This is a genomic window from Nocardia thraciensis (genome assembly GCF_054782435.1).
On record NZ_BAAGSM010000051.1, the window covers coordinates 51,133 to 73,295 of the forward strand.

The following is a 22,163-nucleotide window of genomic DNA, read 5'->3' on the forward strand; positions in this document are numbered from 1 at the left end:
GTCTTGTGTCACCTACGTGTCACAATTCGCGTTGTCCAGGGATGTCCGCCGATGGTTGCAGGTGTGTATATCAGCAGGTCGGAGGACGTTGGTGGATGCGGGCACACCCCTGCGGACACCGCCCTGTCATTCCGGCAAGGTGGCCCTGCACGAGACGTGGCTGGCGGAGGCGTACGCCACAAGCGGGAACGTCGACGCAGCGCGCGTGACCATCCAGCGGGCGCATCGGGCGGCCGACGCCGTGAACTCCACCCGGTTGGACCGCCGCGTCAGCGACGTCGAGCGGATCCTCGAATCGGCCTGACGCCGCGCGGGGCCTGACGAATCCGGTACGCAGTCGGTACGCAGTGGGGCCGTAATCCACCGAGTTCAGCCAACACACACAGCGCACTAATTGCCAGGTGGCAACGGTGTCCACAACTCACCAACTCCCCCCAACGCATTATCCGGAGTCCCCCTGGTACTTCTGACGACCTAGGCTCGAGTCCGTGGATATCCTCAGCAGCCGCGTCATCCTGCGACCGGCCGACTACGAGCGGACACTGGCGTTCTATCGGGATGGGCTGGGACTGGCGATCGCCCGGGAGTATCCGGGCGGCACCGTGTTCTTCGCGGGGCAGTCGCTGCTCGAGGTGGCCGCGCACGGCCGCGCGGCCGAGGCGCCCACCGGCTTCGCGGGCGCGATCTGGCTACAGGTGCGCAGCGCCGACGAGACCGCGGCCGAACTCGCGCGGCGCGAGATCGCCATCGACCGCGCGCCCGTGCGGGAGCCGTGGGGGCTGATCGAGATGTGGATAAAGGACCCCGACGGCGTGCCGATCGTGCTGGTGGAAGTGCCGCCGGAGCACCCGATCCGCCGCGATACCCGGCCGCCGCGAGACTGATCCTCGAATTTTCGTGCCGTGCACCCCGCCTTACCATCTGGACCTATCAACTTTCATGGCGACCTGACAAGCGCGTTAACGGATCAATAACGCACACTGGAGGCGTGACCGCCGAACTACTGGTTCTGCTCATCGTCGTCGTCACTGCCCTGGCCTTCGACTTCACCAACGGCTTCCACGACACCGCCAACGCGATGGCCACGTCGATCGCCACCGGTGCGCTGCGGCCGCGCACGGCGGTCCTGCTGTCCGGCGGGCTGAATCTCATCGGCGCCTTCCTCAGCGTCGAGGTCGCTGCCACGGTGGCGGAGGGCATCGTCCGGCTGAACGGGGTCGGCGGTCCAGATCTACTCGAGATCGTCTTCGCCGGGCTGGTCGGCGGGATTCTGTGGAACCTGCTGACCTGGCTGTTCGGCCTGCCGTCGAGTTCCTCGCACGCGCTGTTCGGCGGCCTCATCGGCGCCACGATCGCCGCGCTGGGCTGGAGCGGCGTCATCTGGTCGGCCGGTAAGCAGGGCGTGGTGAGCAAGATCGTGCTGCCCGCGGTGCTGGCCCCGGTGGTGGCGGCGCTGGTCGCGGCGATCGCGACCTGGCTGGTCTATCGCATCACCCGCGGCAGCGACGAGAAGTCGGTGACCCGCGGTTTCCGCTGGGGGCAGGTCGGATCGGCCTCGCTGGTGTCGCTGGCGCACGGCACCAACGACGCGCAGAAGACGATGGGGATCATCTTCCTGGCGCTCATCGCCTACGGCTCGCTGACGCCGTCGGATCCGCTGCCACTGTGGGTGATCGTGGCGTGTGCGGTGGCCATCGCGGCGGGCACCTCCCTGGGTGGCTGGCGCATCATCCGCACGCTCGGCAAGGGCCTGGTGGACATCACGCCGCCGCAGGGCATGGCCGCCGAATCCACCAGCGCCGCGATCATTCTCACCTCCGCCCACTTCGGCCTGCCGCTGTCGACCACCCAGACGGTGACCGGCGCGATCCTCGGCACCGGGCTCGGCCGCCCGGGGGCCGAAGTGCGCTGGCCGGTGCTCGGCCGGATGGTGGTGGCCTGGGTCTTCACCCTGCCGCTGGCCGGGGTGGCCGGTGCGATCTGCTGGGCGCTGGCACACGGCATCGGCGGATTGCCCGGCGTGCTGGCGGTATTCGGGCTGCTGGTGACGCTGGCGGCCCTCATGTGGCTGCGGGCGCGGCGCGCCCCGGTACACGCCGCCAACGTCAACGACGAGTGGTCTCCGCCGCCGCCCGACGGCACGAAACCCACCGCTTCATCCAACGGTTCAGCTACCCACAGCCGCTCGGTCGGCAGGACAGCCGACGCTCTCTCCGGCGGCGCGACGCGGGGCGGTTCGTCCGACGGTGGCGCCGCGCCCGACGACACGGCGGCGCAGCGCGAATCGGCGAGGAGGGCGTGATGCAGACGGTGCTGACGGTGGCGAACGAACTGTGGCAGGTCACCCTGGCCGCGCTCGTCTTCGGTGCGGGCCTGCCCGCGATCTTCGCACTCGGCGTACGATTTCAGTCCCGCACATCCGGCAGCGACGCCGGGACCACGCTGTCCGCGACCCGCCGCCGAACATTCACGGCCGCCGCCGCGCTCTGCTTCGCAGTGGTTTTGGCGGCAGTCTGCGCCGGAGTGCTGTACGTCGCCAAGGCCTTTCTCGCCGCCCGGCTCGGCATCCACCTGTTCGGACAGGGCTGACCGCCGAAAGGACATCCCGTGACCACAGATTCGCATTCGTCCCGAGATCCCGGCCGAAAGCACGCCGGGAAAAAGAAGGACACGTCGCCGGACGGCGGGGAAAGCAGGGACGCGTCGCCGCACGCTGGAAGAAACAGGGACGCGTCGCCGGACGGGGGGACGACAAGGGGAGCGTCCTCGGGCCGGTCGGAGGCCGAGAGGTCGGTGCTGAGCAAGGTCCTCGGCTGGCTGAAGGCCGGTTATCCACAAGGCATTCCGCAGTCGGACTATGTCGCGCTGCTCGCGGTGCTGCACCGCCGCCTCACCGATTACGAGGTCCATCTGATCGTCGAGGAACTGGTGCGCGAGCGCGCGGGCGACGACGAGATCGCCCGGCACGAGATCGAGGACGCGATCGCCCGAGTTGCCAAGGAGCAGCCGGGCGAGGACGATATCGCCCGTGTGGCCTCCCGGTTGGCAGCCGGCGGCTGGCCGCTGGCGACACCGACGTCGGATTGATTCCCTCCCTACTCCAGCGAAGGAAGCGCGGACCCGTTCGCGGGTCGCCGACCATGACATGACACGATCGCGAACGTGAGCACCACCCTGCGGACCCTCCCCATGCCCACCGGAGCCGCGGTCGGGGATGTCCTGCCGCATCTGCGAGAAGCCTTGGAGGGCAGCGGTTCGGCGTGGCTGCCGGTGCCCACCGGCGACCGCCGGGAGTCGCATCGGCTGTCGAGCGCCCTGCGTCCCGGCGAGCCGATCGAGGACGATGTGGCGCTGGTGGTGACGACCTCCGGAACCACGGGCGTCCCGAAGGGCGCGATGCTCACCGCGGCCGCCCTGCGGGCCAGCGGCGATGCCACCCACGAGCGGCTCGGCGGGCCGGGCCAGTGGTTGCTGGCGCTGCCCACCCATCACATCGCCGGGTTGCAGGTGCTGTTGCGCAGCATCCAGGCCGGGACCGATCCGGTGGTGCTGGACGTCTCGGACGGGTTCCTGCCGGGCGGGCTGGCCACCGCGATCGCGGGCATGACCGGTCCGCGGCGCTATACCTCGCTGGTGCCCACGCAACTGATCAAGGCGTTGGACGAACCCGCGGGTGCGGCGGCGCTGGCCTCGCTGGACGCGGTGCTGATCGGCGGGGCGCCGACCCCGAAACCCGTGCTGGACCGCGCTCGCGCCGCGGGCATCACGGTGGTGCGCACGTACGGAATGAGCGAGACCTGCGGCGGCTGCGTCTACGAGGGCGTGCCGCTGACCGGCGCGCAGGTCCGCATCGAGGACGGCCGCGTACTGCTCGGCGGCGCGATGCTGGCCAAGGGGTACCGCGGGCTCCCCGACCATCCCGCCTTCGCCGAACCCGGCTGGTTCCGCACCGAGGACGCCGGGGTGTACGAGAACGGCGTGCTCACCATCCGGGGCCGACTCGACGAGGCCATCATGACCGGCGGCCTGCTGGTGATACCGCAGGTGGTGGAGGCCGTGCTGGCCACCCACCCGGCGGTCGCCGAGGTGGTGGTGCTGGGCCTGCCGGATGAGCGGCTGGGCCAGCGCGTGGCCGTCGCGGTGGTGCCGACCGCCGGATCCGTACCCACCCTCGACGAACTGCGCGAGCACGTCGCGGGCGAGCTGGACGCGATCGCCGCCCCGCGCGAATTGGCCGTCCTGGACGAACTTCCCATGCGCGGCCCCGGCAAGCCCGACCGCGCAAAACTGCGCGAGCATCTGCTCTCGGCCTCCCCGCACTGATTCCGGCCAAAAGCACGCCGGAAATAAGGTAAAGCGCCCGCCACCGGAAATAGGAGGTGGGCAGCACCGCCCGTTACTTCCGGAGCGCGGCACCGACCATCGTCCCCGGAATGCGACACCCACCATCGCCCCCGGAATGCGACACCGACCATCGCCCCCGGAGCGCGGCACCCACCATCGTTCCCGGAGTGCGGCAACGACCCTCTTTTCCGGAGTGGGCCGTCGTCCGTTTTTTCCGGCGGGCTTTTGGCCGGAAACTTCGTGGGGGTGGGCGTGCAAGTGGGGCTTGCGTGGGCGTGCAACTGCGGTGCAAGGGGCGTGCAAGACGCGGGATTCAGAGTATGGGCATGACTTCTTACGCACCTGCTGATGCTCTCGCGATCGAGGCGGACGGGCTGGTCAAGGTCTTCGGGGAGCAGCGGGCCGTCGACGGCGTGAGCCTGGCGGTGCCGCAGGGCGCCGTGTACGGCGTGCTGGGTCCCAACGGAGCCGGTAAGACCACGACCATCCGCATGCTCGCCACGCTACTGCGCCCGGACGGGGGCAACGCCCGGATCTTCGGCCACGACGTGGTGGCCGAACCGACCGCGGTGCGGTCGCTGATCGGTGTCACCGGGCAGTACGCCTCGGTGGACGAGAAGCTGAGCGCCACCGAGAATCTGGTGATCTTCTCCCGCCTGCTCGGCCTGAGCCGGGCCGAGGCCAAGCGCAAGTCGGCCGAGCTGCTCGAGGAGTTCGGGCTGACCGAGGCCGCCGACAAGGCGCTGGAGAACTTCTCCGGCGGTATGCGGCGCCGTCTCGACCTGGCCGCCAGCCTGATCGCCACCCCGCCGCTGCTGTTCCTCGACGAGCCGACCACCGGCCTCGACCCGCGCACCCGCGCCCAGATGTGGGAGACCATCCGGCGGCTGGTCCGCGAGGGCGCGACCGTACTGCTGACCACGCAGTACCTGGACGAGGCCGACCAACTGGCCGACCGGATCGCGGTCATCGACCGCGGCAAGGTCATCGCCGACGGCACCTCCGACGAGCTGAAGGCCTCGGTCGGGCTGTCGGCGCTGCAGGTCACGCTGGCCGACCCGGAGCGAATCGAGCAGGGGCGCACGCTGATCGGCGAGTTCCTGTCGCATTCGGCCGGGCGACTCGTGGAGGCGAGCGTCAGCCCCGAGGCGCGGCGCATCACCGCCCCGCTGGACGATCCCGGCATCACCGCCGACCTACTGATCCGGTTGCGCGACAACGACATCCGCGTCGACGAAATCACCGTCAGCAAGCCGAGCCTGGACGAGGTGTTCTTCGCGATCACCGGGCACGGCGCCGAGGACACCGACAACACCGAAAGGAGTGCGGCATGACCACCACATTAACCGCCCCCACCCAGGCTGGGCGCCACGCGGCACGTGCCGCGATTCCCCCTGTCAGCAACCACATTTCGTTCCGGCAGACCGCGGCGAACTCGTTCACCATGGCCTACCGCGGCATCCTGAAGATCAAGCACAACCCCGAGCAGCTGTTCGACGTCACGATCCAGCCGATCCTGTTCACGGCGCTGTTCGCCTACATCTTCGGCGGCGCCATCGGCGGCAGCGTGCAGGCCTATCTGCCGGTGCTGATTCCGGGCATCCTGGTGCAGACCGTGGTGCTCACCTCGGTCGTCACCGGCACGCAGCTGCGTGAGGATATGGACAAGGGCGTCTTCGACCGGTTCAAATCCCTGCCCATCGCCCGGGTTTCGGCCCTGGCGGGCGCGCTGATCGCCGATATGGTGCGCTACGGCATCGCCACCACCCTCACCATCGTGGTGGGCCTGATCCTGGGCTACCGGCCCGAGGGCGGCGTGCTCGGCGTCGTGGTCGCGGGGCTGGTCGTGGTGGCCTGCTCGTTCGCGATCAGCTGGATCTGGGCGCTCGTCGGCGTCACCGGCAAGAGCGCCGCGTCGGTGCAGGGCATCTCGATGATGATCATGTTCCCGCTGACATTCATGTCCGGCGCCTTCGCGCTGGTCAGCACGATGCCGGGCTGGATGCAGGGCCTGAACAAGGTCAACCCCATCTACTACATGGTCAACGCCTGCCGCGAGCTGATGAACGGCAACGTCTACTCGGCCAACCTGATCTGGTGCCTGGTCGGCTCGGTCGCCGTGATCGCGATCTTCGCGCCGCTGGCCATTCGGGCGTACATGCGCCGGGCGTGAGCCACACCGCATCGAGGCTGTCCGCCGGTCGTGAAAGCGACCGGCGGACAGCCTCATTCGTGCATACCGGAGATTTCGTCGAGCAGCCCCATGACCCGTTCCGCCGCGCGACGCCGATTCATCCCGGCCACCGACTGCCGCGCCGATGCTATCGCCGCGTCCCCCACCACGGGCCGGTGCAGTTCCAGATGTCGCTCCCAGCGCATGGACGGAAAGTCCTGGCGCCCACCGGCCTTCGGGGCCAGCGCGAGCAGGGTCAGTCCCGGCTCGGGAGCCGCCGTGGCGGCGACGAGATACGAACCGACCGCACAGGCGACCGCGCCGATCTGCGGCAGATCGACGTACTGGGCGAGCCGCGACCGCCCGGCCGCGATCAACTGTTCCGGCAACTCGGGGACCAGGTCCAGGCGGCCGTGCAGCAGATGCGCGTCGAGGGCCGCGCTGGCCACCATGATGTCGCCCGGCCCCGGCGACGAGCTCTGGGTCGGCCAGGAGAACAACACCAGCGATCTCCGGAACAGCCGCAGGCCGCGATCGATATCGCCCTCACACAGCTCGAGTTCGCCGAGACCCGCGGCCACGGTGCCGCGGCGCTGGTTGGGCCGCGGCCCGGGATCGTCGAGTTCGGTGCCGTCGTCCACCATGCCCAGCGCCTGCTCCAGCTCCGCGCGGGCCTGCTCCGGCATTCCGGCGCCGATCAGCGAGACCGCGAGGTAGCTACGGATCTCCACGCTCTCCTCGTAGGAGTGCAGCAGTTGCAGCTGATCCACCGCGCGGCGGTAGTAGCCCGCCGAATCCCAATAGTTCGCCGCCTGGGCGGACATCTGCCCCAAGTGCTGGCAGGCCATCGCGGTCCCCCACACGTCGTGGGATTCGACCAGTTTCAGCACCCGGGCCGCGTCCTGCGTCGAGCCGTGGACGTCACTGTTGTTCTCACGCATGTTGGCGCGCAGCATGTACGCCATCGTCCGCACGCCCTCGTCGGCATCGCGGGTGCCCGCCGCCAGCTTGCGGGCCAGCGCGGTGACAGAGACCCGCAGACAGATCAGTTCGCCCAGATACCGGAACATCGGGGTCACCGGCACCCGCGAGCGCAGCACCCGGCGAGCGCGGATGCGCAGGGTCGCGAAGGCGCGCAACTCCGCGTCGATGAACATGAGTTGCGCGCCGATCAGCACGCAGGCCTGCAATTGCAGGTCCGCCTCGCGCTGTGTGCGGACCGCACCGGGCGGCACCGCGAGAATGCGGGGCGCCCAGCTCGTCAGTTCGAGGTGCGCGCCACGCATCACCCACAGGGTGGCCAGCACGGGGAAGACCGTGTAGGCCGTCAGCGGGTCGGCGCGATCGAGCGCGTATCGGAGCACGGCGAGCAGATTGTCCATCTCGGCGGCCACCGACAGCACGGTCCGGACCTGCTCGTCGCCGTGATACCGCTGTGCGGCATGGAGTGCGAATTCCCTTGCCCAGTCACACATCCTGTCCATGACGAGGTCGGTCTCACCGGCGGCGACCAGTTGTTCCTCGCCGAATTCGCGAACGGTCTCCAACATGCGATAGCGCGTCGGCGTCGCACCGTCGTCGGCGAGGACGGTCAGCAGGGACTGACTCACCAAACCCTCGACCGCACCGGCGGAATCGATCGAGTCGGCGCCCCCGGCCACGGATTCCGCTGCGGCCAAGGTGAATCCGGCCGGGAACCGGCACAGCCGCCGCAGCGCGACCTGCTGTTCGGGGTCGAGCAGATTCCAGCTCCACTCGATCACCGCGTGCAGTGTCCGATGCCGTTCGGGCGAGGTGCGATCGCCGCCGCGCAGCAACGTGAACCGATGTTCGAGCCCGGCCTCGATCTCCTCCACACTCATGGTGCGCACCCGCGCCGCCGCCAGCTCGATAGCGAGGGGCAGGCCGTCCAGGGTGCGGCACAACCGCGCCACCACTTCGGAATTCAGGCGCACCGACGGGCGCACCGCGCGAGCGCGGGCGGCGAACAGGTCGGTCGCGGGTGAGCCGTGCGCATCGATGGCCAACGGCGGCAGGGGATACACGGTTTCGGCGGTGATCGCCAACGGCGCCCGACTGGTGGTGAGCACGGTCAGCTGGTCGCAGGCGCCGACCAGATCGGCGACGACCTCGGCTACCGCATCGATCAGGTGCTCGCAGTTATCCAGGATCAGCAGCATCGGCCGCAGCGACAGCGCCTCCCGCAGCCGACGGCGGCCGTCGACGACCTGGTTCGGACGCAGCATATTCGTGTCGCGGGAGTATTCGCTCACCCCGAGCGTCGTGCCGATGACGGCCTCGATCTCGGCGCAGGTGGCGTCCAGTCCCTCCGGAGCGGGACGCTGGGAGGCCAGCTCGACCAGCGCCACCCCCTTGGCCTTGGCCACCCGGGAGCCCAATTCGTTGGCCACCCTTGTCTTTCCGGTGCCGCCGGGCCCGAGGATCGTGGTCACTCGCGAGGTGCGCACCAGATGTTCGAGGGCGTCCAGGTCGTCGCCGCGGCCGAGCAGCGGATTCGGCGCGGCCCGCAGGCCGATCGCCGAAAGCGCCTGGGGAGTGGACGATTCCCGGCCGCCGTCCGGCAGCAGTGCGTGCTGCGCCGTGGAAACCTGCTGTGCGGGATTGCGTTCGGTCCGCGCCGCCCGTCCCGTATCGCCGCCGGGCAACGGATCCCCGCGCAGGATGGCGGTGTTCAGCGCCACCAGGGCGGGCCCCGGATCGGTGCCGAGTTCCTCGCCCAGCCGGGCCCGCAGCGTCGCGAACACGTCCAACGCCTCGTTGGCCCGGCCGTCGACGGCGAGCAATCGCATCAGGGTGGCATGGGCGGGCTCGTCCAGGGGTTCGGCCGCGGCGATCCGCCGGGCCACCCCGACCGCGTCGGAGACGTCACCCGCTGCCTCGCGAGCGGCGAGTTCCACTGCGTCGAGGGCCGCCGACCGCGCCGCCGACACCTCGGCCAATTCGTCCGCCACCGGCCCCGGCGGCAGATCCGATCCCGGTTCGCCTCGCCACAGTGCCCGCGCCCGCGCCACGCGGTCGAGACTGCCCTGCGCATCGCCGTCGTCGAGCAGCTCCGCAGCCCGGCGCTGCAACCGCCGGGCCAGCGTCAGGTCGATCCGATCCTCCGGTAGCACCAGGCGATAGCCCGCCGGGCCGATCTCCAGGGCCCCTTCCGGCAGCGCCGACCGCAATCGGGAAACCTGCGTGTGCAGCGCGTTCATCGGGGCCCGGGGCGGTTGTTCGCCCCAGATGTCGTCGATCAGCGCCTGTGCGCTGCGACTGCGACCCGGCTGCACCGCCAGCGCCGCGACCAGCAACCGCGCCCGCGCACCGGGAATCGGCGCCAGCTCCCCGTCGCGCCGCACCGCGACCTCCCCAAGCAGGGCGACCTGCACCTGATCCGCCGCTGGCAGCCCGGACTCCCGGCCCGTCCCCGGCCGGGTGTGCGCCGACCCGGCGCCTACGGAACCGTTGTGATCAGGAAACATGCCGTCGCAATCGTATGTGACCGGTCGAGGGAATTTCGGGCGCGCGGAATCGACATCGCTCACCTTCATTGTGTGTCACACCCCTGGATCCAGCTTCGATATATCGGCGTAATTCTAACGACGAAGTATCGACAGGTCCACCCCACCGCCACCCTCGACGGAGAGGCTCCGCGTCGCGACTAGGATTCGCACATGGCAAGTGCTGCACAATGGCTGGAAGGCGCCCGCCCGCGCACCCTCCCCAATGCGATCGCCCCGATCCTGGTCGGCACCGGCGCGGCCGCGTCGCTGGACGGCGCGGTGTGGTGGAAGGCGATGCTGAGCCTGCTGGTGTCGCTGGCGCTGATCATCGGGGTCAACTACGCCAACGACTACTCCGACGGCATCCGCGGCACCGACGACGAGCGGGTCGGTCCGCTGCGGCTGGTCGGTTCGGGGCTGGCGAGCCCGGAATCGGTGCGCACCGCCGCGATCGCGAGCCTCACGGTGGCCGCGGCGATCGGCCTGGTGCTGGTGTTCACCACCGCGTGGTGGCTGCTGCTGGTGGGCGCCGCCTGCCTGGCCGGGGCGTGGTTCTACACCGGAGGTGCGAAGCCCTACGGCTACAGCGGTTTCGGCGAGATCGCGGTATTCGTGTTCTTCGGCCTGATCGCGGTGCTCGGCACCCAGTTCGTCCAGGCCGAGCGAATCGACTGGACCGGGCTGGTCGGCGCGGTGGCCGTGGGCACGTTCTCCAGCGCGGTGCTGGTCACCAACAACCTGCGCGATATCCCGACCGATTCGGCGAGCGGCAAGACGACGCTGGCCGTGCGCCTCGGCGATACCCGCACCCGCACACTCCATCTGGTCCTGCTGATGGTTCCGTTCGCGGCGTCGGTGCTGCTGGCGATCCGCTCCCCGTGGGCGCTGGCGGGGTTGCTGGCGCTGCCCCTCGCCGCGCGCTCCAACGCCCCGGTGCGGGGCGGGCAGAACGGGCCGGGACTCATTCCGTCGCTGCGCGACACGGGCCTGGCGATGCTGGCGTGGTCGATCCTCACCGCGATCGCCCTGGCGCTGCCCTAGTCCCTGTCGGGCACCAGAATCCCCAGCACCCAGTTGACCAGGGTGATGATGATGGCGCCCAGCACCGCCGCCCAGAACCCGTGCACCCGCAGGCCGTAGTCCGTGGTCTCGGTGATCTTGGCGGTCAGCCAGAGCATCAGGGCGTTGATCACCAGCAGGAACAGGCCCAGCGTGACGATCACCAGCGGCAGCGACAGCAGCTTCACGATCGGCTTCACCAGGGCGTTGATCAGGCCGAAGATCACGGCCACGACCAGCACCACCACGATCTTGGCGCCGGTGCCCTGATCGTCCGGGCTGACCAGCTCGATGTCGCCGACCCAGGCGGCGGCGAGCCAGATCGCGACCGCGTTGATGATCAGGCGTAGCAAGAGGACCATGGCGACATGCTAATGGCCGCCGCGCCCGAAGACCGGGCGTAGCGGCCACCGGGCACACGCGCATGTCGTCAGGCCGCCCGATCGAGCAGGTCGTGCACCGCGCGGCGCAATCCCGCCATTCCGTCGGCGCCGCCCAGCAGCTCCCGGGTCGTCTCGTTCGGGGCGCGCAGCACGCCGAGCAGGACGTGCCCGGCCTCGATGCGGTCGTCGCCGCGCGAGATCGCCTCGCGCAGAGACAGTTCCAGCACCTTCTTGGCCCCCGAGGTGAACGGGATGTGCCCGAACCTCATGCTCCCGCCCAGCCGGAACCGGCCGCGGCGCGGTTGCTCCGCGGCCGGGACGGCCCGATCGAGCGCGTCCTCGCCGAAGGTGGCCTCCAGACTCTCGCGGACGGCGTCGAGATCGATGCCGATGGAGCGCAGCGCGGCGGCATCCTCCTCGCCGAGCGGTTCGTCGGCCACCTTGCTGTCGCCGGTCAGCCTGTCGTACAAGGTCTCTCGAATGCCTTCCGCGGAGATGCCCTTGGCGGACAGCACTTTTCGCAATGCCTCGTCGGGGCTCGCCGCGAGGCCCAGCAGCACATGCTCGACCTCGATACTCGGCGACCGCAGCTCGCGCGCCTCCTCCTGGGCGTTGACGACCGCGAATTTCGCCGCCTTGTCGAATCTTTCGAACATCAGCTGATCCCGCCTCTCCGGTTGTACTTCTGGTGGACCGCCTGACGGCTGACCTCGAGCGCCTCGGCGATCGCCTGCCAGGACCAGCCCTGGTTTCGGGCGTTGGCCACCTGGATCGCCTCCAGCCGCTCGAGCAACCGGCGCAGCGCGAGCACCGCCCGCAGGCCGACCTTGGGGTCGGGGCTACCGGCGGCTGCCGCCAGCGTTGTCGCTTCACTCATGTACGTCAATTTACGTTGACATCCGAGCGGCGTCAACAAAAATTGACATCGCATCCGTGGTTTCGCCACCAGCGAATTTCGCGGGGTTCGATCCCGACAGCCGATGCTCGAGACCGACTGTGGGATCGGTGAATTCGTTCGTCAGATACAGCTGCAGCCCATTTGCGCGGCCGCGCGCCTCACCGTGGGTCTTCGCCCCGCATACGCGCCCGCAACTGCGCCTTGTCGGTGCGGCGCCTCTCGTCGACAGCCGCGATGTCCTGGTTCACGCGCGCCCGCAGCCGCTTGAACAGCACCAGCGACAGCGGCATGGCGACGATCAACGCGAACAACAGCGCCACGATCAGCGGAATATCCACCGCCAGCAAACGCGCCAGCACGACGATGACCGCGGCGATGACCGCGACCAGCAGCAGCCGGGCGAGGGTGTACAGCACCAGGTTGCGCGCCAGCCGCCCGCCCGCCGAGCCCTGGGCGCGATCGACCGGAGCGTCGTTCGGTAGGGATGGATCACTCACGTCGACCAGCGTAAGCGACGCCCGCGCCGAACCACCGCCCCGCCCGCTGTCCGGCTCGGGCGAAATCACCGCATATTCGCTGGACAGTCGCTGTCGGCACGCTACCAAGCCGTACGCATATCCGATTTGTCTATTACTTCCCCTTTACCAACGTTAGATCGTTCGAGTACCTGGGGGTGTCAGTGCAACGATGTCGCTATCTGATGAGGGACTGTCGATTACGGAAAGGTTTGCGAATGACTGCGATCACCGCGGCGAGCCGCACGTTGGGTTCCGTCAACGGCCAGGAGAGCCTCCTGACCCCCGGCCAGGTAGCGGCACTGTTCCACGTAGATCCGAAGACCGTCACCCGCTGGGCGCACGCCGGGCGACTCGGCTCGCTGCGCACCCCGGGCGGCCACCGTCGTTTCCGTGAGTCCGAGGTGATGCAGCTGCTGAGGTCCCTGACCACGGAGGCGAGCCACTCCTAAGCTCCTATTTCGCGTGAGTGCGGTGCCGCAGGTACGGACACGGATTACTCTCGATGACAGGAGGTGAGTGACGTGACGTACCTGTTGGCACTCATCGCGGTCGTAGCTGTCGCGGTGCTGTGCTGGAAGGCGTTCGGACCCGAGCGTTCGCATCGACTCGGCGCCGGTCCCACGCAGCGAAAGGTCATCGGCCCGGACGACGACCCCGAATTTCTCTGGCGCATCGACCATCGGCATCGAGATGGGGAATCTGGCACCGATCGCTGATCTCATTCCTTGCGCGAGATCTCTGCGCGGCGTATTCGCGGCGCTGGCGGTGACGAATCAGATCGGAGCCGCATAGCTGCGGTCCAGTGCGGCCAGCGCCGCATCGACGGCCACATCGGTCGCGGGCAACAGCGGTAGCCTGACCACCGGGCTCGGTATACGGCCCTGCGCGGCTAGAACGCCTTTCATGACAACCGGATTCGGCTCGGCGAACAATGTCTCCGACACGGCGGCCAGCAGATTACCGAGAGATCGAGCCCGCTCCAGCGGGCCGTGCCGCCACGCGGCGGTCATCTCGACATAGGCGGCGGGCGCGACATTGGCGCTGGCCAGGATCGCCCCGGAGGCGCCCATGGCCAGCAGCGGGGCGGCGTACAGATCGTCACCACCGAGAACGGCCACGTCGGCGGGGCATCTGCTCATGAATCCGACCGTGGCCGCGTCGATGCCGCCGACGGCGTGCTTGAAACCGATGACACCGGGCAATTCGGCCAGGCGGCACAGGGTTTCGACGCCGAGCGGGCGACCGGTGCGGTACGGGATGTTGTAGATCAGCAGCGGCACCGGGCTGGACGCGGCGAGCCTGCGGAAGTGCTCGACCACGCCCTCCTCGGAGGGTCGCGTGTAGTAGGGCACCACCACCAGCGCGGCGGTGACGCGCCCGTCCAGCGCAGCGAACGCCCGCACCGAATCTGCCGTGCAATTCGATCCAGTCCCGGCGACCAGTGGCACCTGCCGCTCCCGGCTGACGGTGGCGCACACGTCGACGACGCGCCGGCGCTCGTCCGCGGTAAGGGTCGCGGGTTCACCGGTCGTCCCCAGCGCGACCAGCCCCGCGGCGCCCGCGTCGATCGCCTCGTGCGCCAGTCGCTCCAGTGCGTCGGTCGCCAGGTCACCGGTGGCGGTGAACGGCGTGATCAGCGGAACGAACAGACCGGAAAGCGTCATACCTCCAGACTGGCCGATCCTAGGATTCACGTCTATTTCAGGTTTCTGCGGCCGAGCGTAAGATGAACTGATGCTCGAGGTCCGGCGGCTCCGCCTGCTGCGCGAACTCTCCCAGCGCGGCACCATCGCGGCCGTCGCCGAGGCCCTCGCCTACACTCCATCGGCGGTATCGCAGCAGCTGGCCGCCCTCGAGCGCGAGGCCGGGGTCGCGCTGCTGGAGCGGACCGGGCGCAGCGTCGCCCTCACTCCCGCGGCGCTCCGCCTGGTCGAGCATTCGGAAACCATTCTCGCGGTGCTGGAACAGGCCTCCGCCGAACTCGCCACGGCCCGAACGGAACTCACCGGAATCCTGCGCATCGGGGCCTTCCCGACCGCGGTCCGCGCGCTGCTGTCGCCCGCGCTCGTGGCGTTGAGCAGCGATCATCCGCGCCTGGAACTACTCGTCTCCGAGCTGGATCCGGTGAGCGCACCGGCCGCGCTGCGCGCCGAGGCTCTCGATATCGCCCTGGTGCAGGAGTACGACTATGTGCCCACCGCGCCCGAAACCGGCTTGGACACCGAGCCATTCCTGGAAGAGACCGTCTACCTGGCTTCCCTGTCCACCGAACCGCTTGCGGCACATCGAGATTCACTGTGGATCGCCAGCACGCCGGGCACCCTCTGCCATCTTATGACCGTACGAGCCTGCGAGGCAGCGGGTTTCACGCCGCACATCCGCCACCAGGCCGACGACTTCGGCACGGTGCTCGCTCTGGTCGCCGCGGGCCAGGGCGTGGCGCTCGTCCCGGAACTGGGCGCGCTGGAATCGCCCGGCGGCGTCACGCTCACCCCGCTGCCGACCCGCCGCCGCACCCGGCTGGCCTACCGCCGCGGCACCGGCGCGCATCCGGCCATCGCGGCCGCCCGCGCCGCCCTGCACACCGCCTGTGCGACGTTTCCCCACGCCAGGGCGGTAATTCCGCCGCACGGTCCTGCGGTCGGCCGATCCGGCGCATACTGAACCGGTCCCCCACGCGACCGGAGGTGACCGATGCACGAGCAGGAGCACATGTCGCAGGACGCACGCCGAAAGCGGGGCGGCCAGCAGGCGGCGGCCCGCCGGGACCGCGACACCGCGCGCGAGGCGGCGCGGGCGGCCTCCGGCACCGGCCCGGCGACCTCGCCGCACACCGAGCGCATGCAGGGCAGGGTCGACCGCGAGCGGGAGGCCACCCCGAACCGGGACCGCCGCGACGCCAAGGCCGCGGGCGCCGACGCCGTCCGCATCGCCAACAGCGAACTCACACGGGTGCGTGAGCCTGGGGAGGGCGGTTAGCGCCGTTGGAGGTGGAAGAGGATTACGGCGGGGACACCGGTGTTCGCCGCGTGGGTGGCGGCGGGGACCAGGGCGGCGAGTGACCAGGGCCAGGCCTCCCACGGGCCGGGGTCGGCGGTGGGTTCGGGCAGGTCGGGCGATGACGGCAGCGAGGGTTCCTCGCAGCGGAGCACACTCAGCCCGGCGGCGAGTGCGGCGCGTACATAGTCGCCGGTCCGGTGCTGGTGGACGCGTACGCGGGCGGCCGATCCGTCCGGACGGCGAACCGTCGGGACGTGGGTGCGGGCAATCTGCTCGGGGTGCATGTCCGTGAGCAGCACGTGGCCGCCGGGCCGGAGCACCCGGGCGAACTCGCGCAGCACCGGATCCAGGTCGGGGACGTGCGATAGTGCGAGCGCGCAGGTCACCACGTCCACCGCGTTGTCCTCGACCGGCAGTCGATCCAGCCCACCGACCCGAAAATCCACGTCCGCCAACCGCTTTCGCGCGTGGTCGAGCATGTCCGGCGAGCTGTCGACGCCGATGACACGGTGCCCGCAGTCGGCCAATACCGCCGCCACTCGGCCGGTTCCGCAGGCCGCGTCCAGCGCCGTACCGGGCGGCAGGCTCCCCGCGACCTCGCGCACCATCGGCTCGTCGAATCCGAAGGCCGGATTGGGCCCGTCGTAGGTCTCGGCCCAGATGCCGTAGCCCTCGACGGTCTCTACGTGGTCGACGGCAAGTCCCTGCCCCAACGTCTCGTCGTCGAGCAACCGGCGAATCTCGGCGATCCGCTCCTGCGTGAATTCCCGCCCGTACTCCCCGCCGAAAGCGCGAAGCAGCGCAACGCCTTCCAGACCCAGGGCATATGCCAGCGGCTGTTCGTAGGCCATGGCCGCGACGCTAAACGAGTCCGCCGGATCGAGGCCAATGAATTTCCGGCCGCTCAGAGACGAATGTGCCCGAGCGCCACCCGTGCCCGGGACAACCGGCCACGCAGCCGCCCCTGGGTGTTCGGCTCGAGCTCGATTCCGGCGCTCGCCGCGATGCGCTCGGCGACCGCGGGGATGTCCGCGTCGTCGGTCCACAGGTGCTCGGTGAATTCCGGGCCGCGCAGCCGATCCAGGCAGCGATCGAGTTTGCCGAGGGCGAATTCCTCGGGACGCAATCCGAACAGCGCGCGGCGGCGCAATCGGCGCACCACCGTGTCCCGCTCGGCCAGGAGGGCGAAATGTCTTACGTCATGGCCATTTTCACGCAACCGGCCGACCGTCTCTGCGAAGTACTCGGGCTCCACGACGGTCATGGGCGCGATCACGACACCCTCGTGGCCGCGCAGCACCCGGTCAAGCACCTCGAACACACCCTGCCGCCACGCCGGGATGTCCTGGAAGTCCCCGCGCAGCGCCGCGGGCATCGTCCGGTGCAGCCCGTAACCGACGTTCTCCGGATCGCACACCACGCTGCCCGGCAGCCGCCGGCGCATCTCGAACGCCGTCTGGGTCTTCCCGCCGCCGAACGGCCCGTTGATCCACACCAGCACGCGCCCACGATAGCCGTGACCGGTCGTTCGGCCGCACGCGGCGGCCAGGGGAATTACCAGCGCGAACGGACTGTTGGGCTGACATGTGAAAGCGATCCTTGCCGACAGCTACGGCGAACCCGGAGTGTTGGAGTTCGGTGAACTGCCGACCCCCAAGGTGGGTCCGGATCAGGTGCTGATCCGGGTGAAAGCCGCCGGAGTGAACCCGGTGGACTGGAAGGTGCTGGCCGGATATCTCGACCCGATGATGTATGCGCATTTCCCGCTGATTCCGGGCTGGGATGTGGCGGGGGTCGTCGAGCAGCTGGGCGAGGACGTGCCCGAGTATCAGGTCGGCGACGAGGTGATGGGATACGTCCGTCGCGATGAGGTGCAGCACGGCACCTATGCCGAACTGGTCGCCGCGCCGGTGCGGACGCTGGCCCGCAAACCGGCCGCGCTGAGCTGGCAGCAGGCGGCCGGATTGCCGCTCGCGGGCCTCACGGCGTACCAGTCCTTCGAGCGCGTCGGCCTGTCCGCCGGCGAGACGGTGCTGGTGCACGCCGCGGCCGGTGGCGTGGGGTCGCTGGGCGTGCAGATCGCCGTCGCGCGCGGCGCCCGCGTGATCGGCACCGCCAGCGAACGCAACCACGACTTCCTGCGCTCCCTCGGCGCCGAGCCGGTCACCTACGGCGACGGCCTGGCGGACCTGGTGCGCGCACTCGCTCCCGAAGGCATCGACGCCGCGGTCGATTTCGCGGGTAGCGGAGTCGTCGATGTCTCGCAAGAACTCCTGCGGGACCGCTCGCGTATCGCCTCCGTCGCCGACGGAACGGTCCGCGACAAGGGCGGCCACCTGGTCTGGGTCCGGCCCTCCGCGGCCGACCTCGCCACACTCGCCGACCTGGCCGACGCCGGAAAGCTCACCGTCCCCATCGATACGGCGCTGCCACTCGCCCAGGCCGCCGCGGCGCTGGAACTGAGCAAAAAGGGCAGGGCGCGCGGAAAGATCGTGCTCGAGGTGAGCTGAGCGTCCCTCGCGTGGGGCGCCTTCGATCACGCCCCACGCGAAGCGCCCACTACTTCGGTGAGTTCGCCGAGGCTCCAGAACCCCTGTACGCCAGGCAATTCGGCGAGATATGACAGAATTTTCCCCGACGTCCACCCGTGCGACTCCCGAAGCCCGGCAGCCAGCATGCCGAGATACCGCGCCGTCGGCCTGTTCAACTCCACGGTTTCGGGATCCCATGGCGAGGTGAAGGTCAAGACCGGAAATCCGTCGAGATCCGCTACGTGAAGCAGAGTTTCATACCGCCCATCCCCCAATCCGACCTTGCCGCGCCGCACCACCTCACCCAGATCCAGGCCCGCCGTCGCCCCGGGAACCCGGTACATCTCCTGCGCGAGCAGATCGTCGAACTGCTCGACGGTCAGCAGATACCCCCGCGCGGCAGCAGCCACAGGCCACCCGTCGGCGGGATTGTGGGCATAGAACGCGATCCCGCCCGTCCACACGGGGCTCTCCCACGAGAAGTAGATCGTGCCGGGCAGCGTGATCGGCCGACTCGCCCGCGGCGGCGTCGGATCACGAAAGCCCGGGTACACCCGGCCGGTCCCCGGCGGATTCCCGCCCTCGCGGTAGTAGTCGAACCGCCGCTCGAACAGGTTGGAGCCGTACGCGGCGTACCACACGTGGCGTGACCCGGCCGTCTGCATGAAACGGCAGCGTAGCCGTGGACCCACGCCTTTCGCCCACATCGCATCTTGTCGGCACGCCCGACGCAACGTATAGTCGAATTCGACTAAACGAGTTCGACTATACGGAGGCTTCATGGAGCGGCCGCTGCGGGCGGTGGGGTCGCCGCTGACCTTGGCGGTGTTGGCATTGCTGGCGGAGCAACCGCGCCACCCGTATGAGATGAAGGTGACGATGCGGGAGCGGCGCATTGCCGACACGGTCAAGATGCGCGGCGGGTCGCTGTACGACAGCATCGGTCGACTCGAGCGGGCGGGGCTGCTCACTCCCACGGAGACGTCGCGGGCCGGTGCGCGGCCGGAACGGACAACCTATGCGATCACCGATGCGGGTCGAGACACGCTGCGCGACTTGATGAACGAGTTCATCGGTGAGCCGGTGAACGAATTCCCGCGGTTCGTCGCCGGACTCGCGCACCTGGCGGGGCTGCGCCCGGCCGATGCGGCAGCACTGCTGCGCAAGCGGGCCGAGCACCTGGCGGCCGAGTCGGAGCGGGCGGCAATGGAACTCGAAGCCGTCGAGGGCGGCCTGCCGCGAGTCGTGCTGCTGGAGACCGAGTACCTCCAACGAATGCGCGCCTGCGAGATCGACTGGCTGACACAGACCGCCGCCGACATCGAACACGGCGACGTGCCGTGGCCGGAACCCGAAAGCGCTTCCGGCGCACAAGAATAAGGAGACAAAGCCATGGGAAGAACCGATATCGACCGGATGCGCAGACGGTTGAAGCCGTTCAACAAGGTGATCGTCACCCTGCAGCGGGCCGGACTGGCCCTGGGCACCATGCGGGTGCTCTCGGTCCCGGGCCGCAAGTCCGGCGAACTGCGCACCACCCCGGTGTCACCGCTGACCGTGGACGGAATCACCTATGTCGTAGGCGGTTTCGAGACCGCCGACTGGGTGAAGAACGCCCGCGCCGCAGGCTGGGGCGAACTGGCCAAGGGCCGCAAGCGCCAACGCGTCGCCCTGGTCGAACTCCCCCCGGAACAACGCGCACCGATCCTGCGCGCCTTCCCCCGCGAGGTCCCCCACGGCGTCCAATTCTTCGTCAAGACAGGCGTAGTCGAATCCCCCGACCCGGACGCCTTCGCCGCCGCGGCCCCCCGCTGCCCGGTCTTCCGCATCGACCCGAACGACTGAAACTCAGTTCAACCCCGCGTAGCCGTGCAATCCACTCACCACGATGTTGATGACGAAAACGTATCCCGCAGTTTGCTGCTGACGAAGAGCGATAGATAGCGCATCTACCTGCGGGTTTGAATGTCAGTGGCGTTGAGCAATTGTGGTGGCAGGGTGGACACGACGCTACGACAAGTTGTTGCCAAGTTGATCGAGACCACTCCGCCATGCAAGTGCCGGATCGAGGTTACGGGAGGCCGAGGGCGATGCTCAGGGCGCGGTTCACGGCGAGCATGGATGCCGGTGCGAGTGTGCCGAGGTATTCGCCGAGTTCGCCCTTGCCGAGAGTCTCGATGTTGTCGGCATTGACGAATCCGCCGAGTGGGTCGGACGGGCCGAGTGGAACCCAGGTCGGCAGCTCTCGCTTCGTCGTGGTCAGACGGACGGCGAGCACATCCGCCGTGACTCGGTTGCGGGCGTTGTTCGACACGATCAGCCACGGCTTCGCGCCGTAGCCGAGGTCTGACCGGTATACCTGGCCGCGGACCGGTGCCGCGGTCACGTGGTGGCCTGCCGGGCATTACGGCGGGCCCGGAGCGCGGTGCGCTCGTCCTCGTTCTCGTACGGGTAGGCCGGAGACTCCGCGACCACGGCTTGATAGGCAGCGAGCAGCTTCTCCTCCTGGAGATGCTCCCACGCCTCCCGGATCGCCGCGACGACGGCAGCGGACTGCGACGGTGCGGAGGCCGCAAGGTCCCTGAGTCTCTGGTAGGTCTCTTCGTCCAGCCGGACTGTCATCGCATGTGTCATACATTCATGATACCGGATTCTGCAACCAGATCCGGTTGCATGGAATGGCGTCCCCGAGTACCAACGCACCGTCGGTACGTATTAGGTGCCGAAAAATGAGACCGTCGTACCAAACCTCTCGGACTTTCCGCAGGCAGATGGTTTCAGTTGAGTCCGGCGTACGAGTGCAGCCCGCTCACCACGATGTTGATGATGAACAGGTTGAACAGCATGGCTACGAAGCCTGCCACGTTGATCCATGCGGCCTTGGTGTCGCGCCAGCCCGAGGTAGCGCGGGCGTGCAGGTAGGCGGCGTAGATGACCCACGCGATGAAGGAGACCGTTTCCTTCGGGTCCCAGCCCCAGAAACGGCCCCAGGCCGATTCGGCCCAGATCGCGCCGAGGATGACGCCGGCGCCGAACAGCGGAAAACCGACGATGGTGGTCTTGTAGGCGAGGCGGTCGAGAGTGCGGGCGTCCGGCAGGCGGCGGGCCAGAGCGCCCAGCACGTTATTCGACTCGCCGCCCTCGGGCTGGCGGACCCGCAGCAGGAACAGCAGGCTCGCCACGCCGGACAACATGAAGATGCCGCTGCCGACGCTGACGATGGTGACGTGGATGGGCAGCCAGAACGACTTCAGCGCCGGAACCACCGGGGCCGCCTCGGCGTACAGCACCTGACCGGCCAGGAACATCAGGATCAGCACCGGCGCCAGCAGGAACACCCACATCGAGCGATACCGCCGGTCGTGCATGAAGGCCATGCCGGTCACCACGGCCGCGGCGGTCGCCATGGTGATGAACTCGTACATGTTCCCGAGCGGGAACCGGTGAGTCGCGAAGCCGCGCAACACGATCGACGCCAGATGCAGCCCGATCGCGACGAACAGCACCGAGAACGCCATATTGCCGAACCGCTCCGGCAGCGACCGCGCGGGCGGCGCCGCCACCCGCCCCGGGGCGGCCGGGTCGCTCCCCGAGCCGCCGACCGTGACGAGTTCGCGCTCGGCCGTCTGCTTGCTGCGCGCCGAGGCGTACTGCACGATCAGCATCGCCAGCACCAAGACGTAGATGACGAACGCCGTCTTGAAGGCGAGATTGCTGTATCCGGTGAGAGTCTCGTCGATCGGCATGG

Annotated in this window: 28 protein-coding genes; 16 read left to right on the forward strand and 12 right to left on the reverse strand. The window is 68.9% G+C overall.

Going from position 1 to position 22,163, the window contains the following annotated elements:
- Positions 1-91: 91 nt before the first annotated feature.
- From ACYVLQ_RS30980 to ACYVLQ_RS31015, 8 genes are all read left to right on the forward strand, one after another.
- The gene (locus ACYVLQ_RS30980; protein WP_460701077.1) at positions 92-304 is read left to right on the forward strand and encodes a hypothetical protein; all 213 of its coding nucleotides are present in this window, start codon (positions 92-94) and stop codon (positions 302-304) included.
- A gap of 184 nt (positions 305-488) precedes the next feature.
- Entirely contained in the window at positions 489-884 is a 396-nt protein-coding gene (locus ACYVLQ_RS30985) for a VOC family protein (RefSeq protein WP_460701078.1), read from the forward strand.
- A gap of 104 nt (positions 885-988) precedes the next feature.
- Entirely contained in the window at positions 989-2,302 is a 1,314-nt protein-coding gene (locus ACYVLQ_RS30990) for an inorganic phosphate transporter (RefSeq protein ID WP_460701079.1), read from the forward strand.
- Positions 2,302-2,589 carry a hypothetical protein gene (locus ACYVLQ_RS30995; protein ID WP_460701080.1) on the forward strand — a complete coding sequence of 96 codons (288 nt, stop codon included), beginning with the start codon at positions 2,302-2,304 and terminating at the stop codon, positions 2,587-2,589. The genes ACYVLQ_RS30990 and ACYVLQ_RS30995 overlap by 1 nt, the downstream gene beginning before the upstream one ends.
- Positions 2,590-2,793: 204 nt before the next feature.
- Positions 2,794-3,087, forward strand: a complete 294-nt coding sequence (locus tag ACYVLQ_RS31000; RefSeq protein WP_068027869.1) for a DUF3349 domain-containing protein — start codon at positions 2,794-2,796, stop codon at positions 3,085-3,087.
- A 102-nt stretch (positions 3,088-3,189) separates the two neighbouring features.
- The gene (gene menE / locus ACYVLQ_RS31005) at positions 3,190-4,323 is read left to right on the forward strand and encodes an o-succinylbenzoate--CoA ligase (protein ID WP_460701221.1); all 1,134 of its coding nucleotides are present in this window, start codon (positions 3,190-3,192) and stop codon (positions 4,321-4,323) included.
- A 347-nt stretch (positions 4,324-4,670) separates the two neighbouring features.
- Positions 4,671-5,678 (forward strand): ATP-binding cassette domain-containing protein, encoded by a 1,008-nt coding sequence (locus tag ACYVLQ_RS31010; protein WP_460701081.1) that lies wholly within the window; start codon positions 4,671-4,673, stop codon positions 5,676-5,678.
- On the forward strand, positions 5,675-6,517 hold the full coding sequence (locus ACYVLQ_RS31015) for an ABC transporter permease (protein ID WP_460701082.1): 843 nt from the start codon (positions 5,675-5,677) through the stop codon (positions 6,515-6,517). The genes ACYVLQ_RS31010 and ACYVLQ_RS31015 overlap by 4 nt, the downstream gene beginning before the upstream one ends.
- Before the next feature lie 53 nt (positions 6,518-6,570).
- Here ACYVLQ_RS31015 and ACYVLQ_RS31020 read toward each other — a convergent pair whose 3' ends face one another.
- The gene (locus ACYVLQ_RS31020; protein WP_460701083.1) at positions 6,571-10,005 is read right to left on the reverse strand and encodes an AfsR/SARP family transcriptional regulator; all 3,435 of its coding nucleotides are present in this window, start codon (positions 10,003-10,005) and stop codon (positions 6,571-6,573) included.
- A 192-nt stretch (positions 10,006-10,197) separates the two neighbouring features.
- Here ACYVLQ_RS31020 and ACYVLQ_RS31025 point away from each other — a divergent pair, with 192 nt between their 5' ends.
- Positions 10,198-11,067, forward strand: coding sequence for a 1,4-dihydroxy-2-naphthoate polyprenyltransferase (locus ACYVLQ_RS31025; protein ID WP_460701084.1), 870 nt, complete (start codon positions 10,198-10,200; stop codon positions 11,065-11,067).
- On the opposite strand, the gene ACYVLQ_RS31030 is transcribed toward ACYVLQ_RS31025, so the two are convergent.
- The 4 genes from ACYVLQ_RS31030 to ACYVLQ_RS31045 form a co-directional block, all read right to left on the reverse strand.
- Entirely contained in the window at positions 11,064-11,447 is a 384-nt protein-coding gene (locus ACYVLQ_RS31030; protein WP_460701085.1) for a phage holin family protein, read from the reverse strand. The two genes, ACYVLQ_RS31025 and ACYVLQ_RS31030, sit on opposite strands and share 4 nt — an antisense overlap.
- A gap of 68 nt (positions 11,448-11,515) precedes the next feature.
- Positions 11,516-12,124: a Clp protease N-terminal domain-containing protein gene (locus ACYVLQ_RS31035; protein WP_460701086.1), complete on the reverse strand. Its 609-nt coding sequence runs from the start codon at positions 12,122-12,124 to the stop codon at positions 11,516-11,518.
- A complete protein-coding gene (locus tag ACYVLQ_RS31040) occupies positions 12,124-12,345 on the reverse strand; it encodes a helix-turn-helix domain-containing protein (RefSeq protein ID WP_460701087.1) in 222 nt (73 codons plus the stop codon). Before ACYVLQ_RS31040 ends, ACYVLQ_RS31035 begins: the two co-directional genes overlap by 1 nt.
- 179 nt (positions 12,346-12,524) lie before the next feature.
- Positions 12,525-12,863, reverse strand: a complete 339-nt coding sequence (locus tag ACYVLQ_RS31045; protein WP_460701088.1) for a DUF4229 domain-containing protein — start codon at positions 12,861-12,863, stop codon at positions 12,525-12,527.
- A 236-nt stretch (positions 12,864-13,099) separates the two neighbouring features.
- On the opposite strand from ACYVLQ_RS31045, the gene ACYVLQ_RS31050 reads away from it, so the two are divergent.
- Together ACYVLQ_RS31050 and ACYVLQ_RS31055 are read left to right on the forward strand one after the other, a co-directional pair.
- A complete protein-coding gene (locus tag ACYVLQ_RS31050; RefSeq protein WP_068027847.1) occupies positions 13,100-13,333 on the forward strand; it encodes a BldC family transcriptional regulator in 234 nt (77 codons plus the stop codon).
- Between the two features lie 72 nt (positions 13,334-13,405).
- Positions 13,406-13,600 (forward strand): hypothetical protein, encoded by a 195-nt coding sequence (locus ACYVLQ_RS31055; protein WP_460701089.1) that lies wholly within the window; start codon positions 13,406-13,408, stop codon positions 13,598-13,600.
- Between the two features lie 57 nt (positions 13,601-13,657).
- Here the strand turns inward: ACYVLQ_RS31055 and dapA are convergent, their stop codons facing one another.
- The gene (gene dapA, locus ACYVLQ_RS31060) at positions 13,658-14,548 is read right to left on the reverse strand and encodes a 4-hydroxy-tetrahydrodipicolinate synthase (RefSeq protein WP_460701090.1); all 891 of its coding nucleotides are present in this window, start codon (positions 14,546-14,548) and stop codon (positions 13,658-13,660) included.
- 70 nt (positions 14,549-14,618) lie between these two features.
- Here dapA and ACYVLQ_RS31065 point away from each other — a divergent pair, with 70 nt between their 5' ends.
- Both ACYVLQ_RS31065 and ACYVLQ_RS31070 read left to right on the forward strand, forming a co-directional pair.
- The gene (locus ACYVLQ_RS31065) at positions 14,619-15,548 is read left to right on the forward strand and encodes a LysR substrate-binding domain-containing protein (protein ID WP_460701091.1); all 930 of its coding nucleotides are present in this window, start codon (positions 14,619-14,621) and stop codon (positions 15,546-15,548) included.
- A gap of 30 nt (positions 15,549-15,578) precedes the next feature.
- Positions 15,579-15,863: a hypothetical protein gene (locus ACYVLQ_RS31070; protein ID WP_460701092.1), complete on the forward strand. Its 285-nt coding sequence runs from the start codon at positions 15,579-15,581 to the stop codon at positions 15,861-15,863.
- On the opposite strand, the gene ACYVLQ_RS31075 is transcribed toward ACYVLQ_RS31070, so the two are convergent.
- Both ACYVLQ_RS31075 and ACYVLQ_RS31080 read right to left on the reverse strand, forming a co-directional pair.
- A complete protein-coding gene (locus ACYVLQ_RS31075) occupies positions 15,860-16,735 on the reverse strand; it encodes a class I SAM-dependent methyltransferase (RefSeq protein WP_460701093.1) in 876 nt (291 codons plus the stop codon). The genes ACYVLQ_RS31070 and ACYVLQ_RS31075 overlap by 4 nt on opposite strands.
- A gap of 53 nt (positions 16,736-16,788) precedes the next feature.
- Complete coding sequence (locus ACYVLQ_RS31080; RefSeq protein WP_460701094.1) at positions 16,789-17,385, reverse strand: AAA family ATPase; 597 nt, start codon at positions 17,383-17,385, stop codon at positions 16,789-16,791.
- 85 nt (positions 17,386-17,470) lie between these two features.
- On the opposite strand from ACYVLQ_RS31080, the gene ACYVLQ_RS31085 reads away from it, so the two are divergent.
- Positions 17,471-18,394, forward strand: coding sequence for an NADP-dependent oxidoreductase (locus ACYVLQ_RS31085; protein WP_460701095.1), 924 nt, complete (start codon positions 17,471-17,473; stop codon positions 18,392-18,394).
- 26 nt (positions 18,395-18,420) lie between these two features.
- Here the strand turns inward: ACYVLQ_RS31085 and ACYVLQ_RS31090 are convergent, their stop codons facing one another.
- Complete coding sequence (locus ACYVLQ_RS31090) at positions 18,421-19,080, reverse strand: histone deacetylase (protein WP_460701096.1); 660 nt, start codon at positions 19,078-19,080, stop codon at positions 18,421-18,423.
- A gap of 115 nt (positions 19,081-19,195) precedes the next feature.
- Between ACYVLQ_RS31090 and ACYVLQ_RS31095 the strand changes: the two genes are divergently transcribed.
- Positions 19,196-19,795 carry a PadR family transcriptional regulator gene (locus ACYVLQ_RS31095; RefSeq protein ID WP_460701097.1) on the forward strand — a complete coding sequence of 200 codons (600 nt, stop codon included), beginning with the start codon at positions 19,196-19,198 and terminating at the stop codon, positions 19,793-19,795.
- A gap of 12 nt (positions 19,796-19,807) precedes the next feature.
- On the forward strand, positions 19,808-20,260 hold the full coding sequence (locus tag ACYVLQ_RS31100; protein WP_460701098.1) for a nitroreductase/quinone reductase family protein: 453 nt from the start codon (positions 19,808-19,810) through the stop codon (positions 20,258-20,260).
- Positions 20,261-20,486: 226 nt separating this feature from the next.
- On the opposite strand, the gene ACYVLQ_RS31105 is transcribed toward ACYVLQ_RS31100, so the two are convergent.
- The 3 genes from ACYVLQ_RS31105 to ccsB form a co-directional block, all read right to left on the reverse strand.
- Positions 20,487-20,801, reverse strand: coding sequence for a type II toxin-antitoxin system PemK/MazF family toxin (locus ACYVLQ_RS31105; RefSeq protein WP_460701099.1), 315 nt, complete (start codon positions 20,799-20,801; stop codon positions 20,487-20,489).
- Positions 20,798-21,049 carry an antitoxin gene (locus ACYVLQ_RS31110; RefSeq protein ID WP_460701100.1) on the reverse strand — a complete coding sequence of 84 codons (252 nt, stop codon included), beginning with the start codon at positions 21,047-21,049 and terminating at the stop codon, positions 20,798-20,800. The genes ACYVLQ_RS31105 and ACYVLQ_RS31110 overlap by 4 nt, the downstream gene beginning before the upstream one ends.
- A gap of 143 nt (positions 21,050-21,192) precedes the next feature.
- Positions 21,193-22,161 (reverse strand): c-type cytochrome biogenesis protein CcsB, encoded by a 969-nt coding sequence (gene ccsB / locus ACYVLQ_RS31115; protein ID WP_460701222.1) that lies wholly within the window; start codon positions 22,159-22,161, stop codon positions 21,193-21,195.
- Positions 22,162-22,163 lie beyond the last annotated feature (2 nt).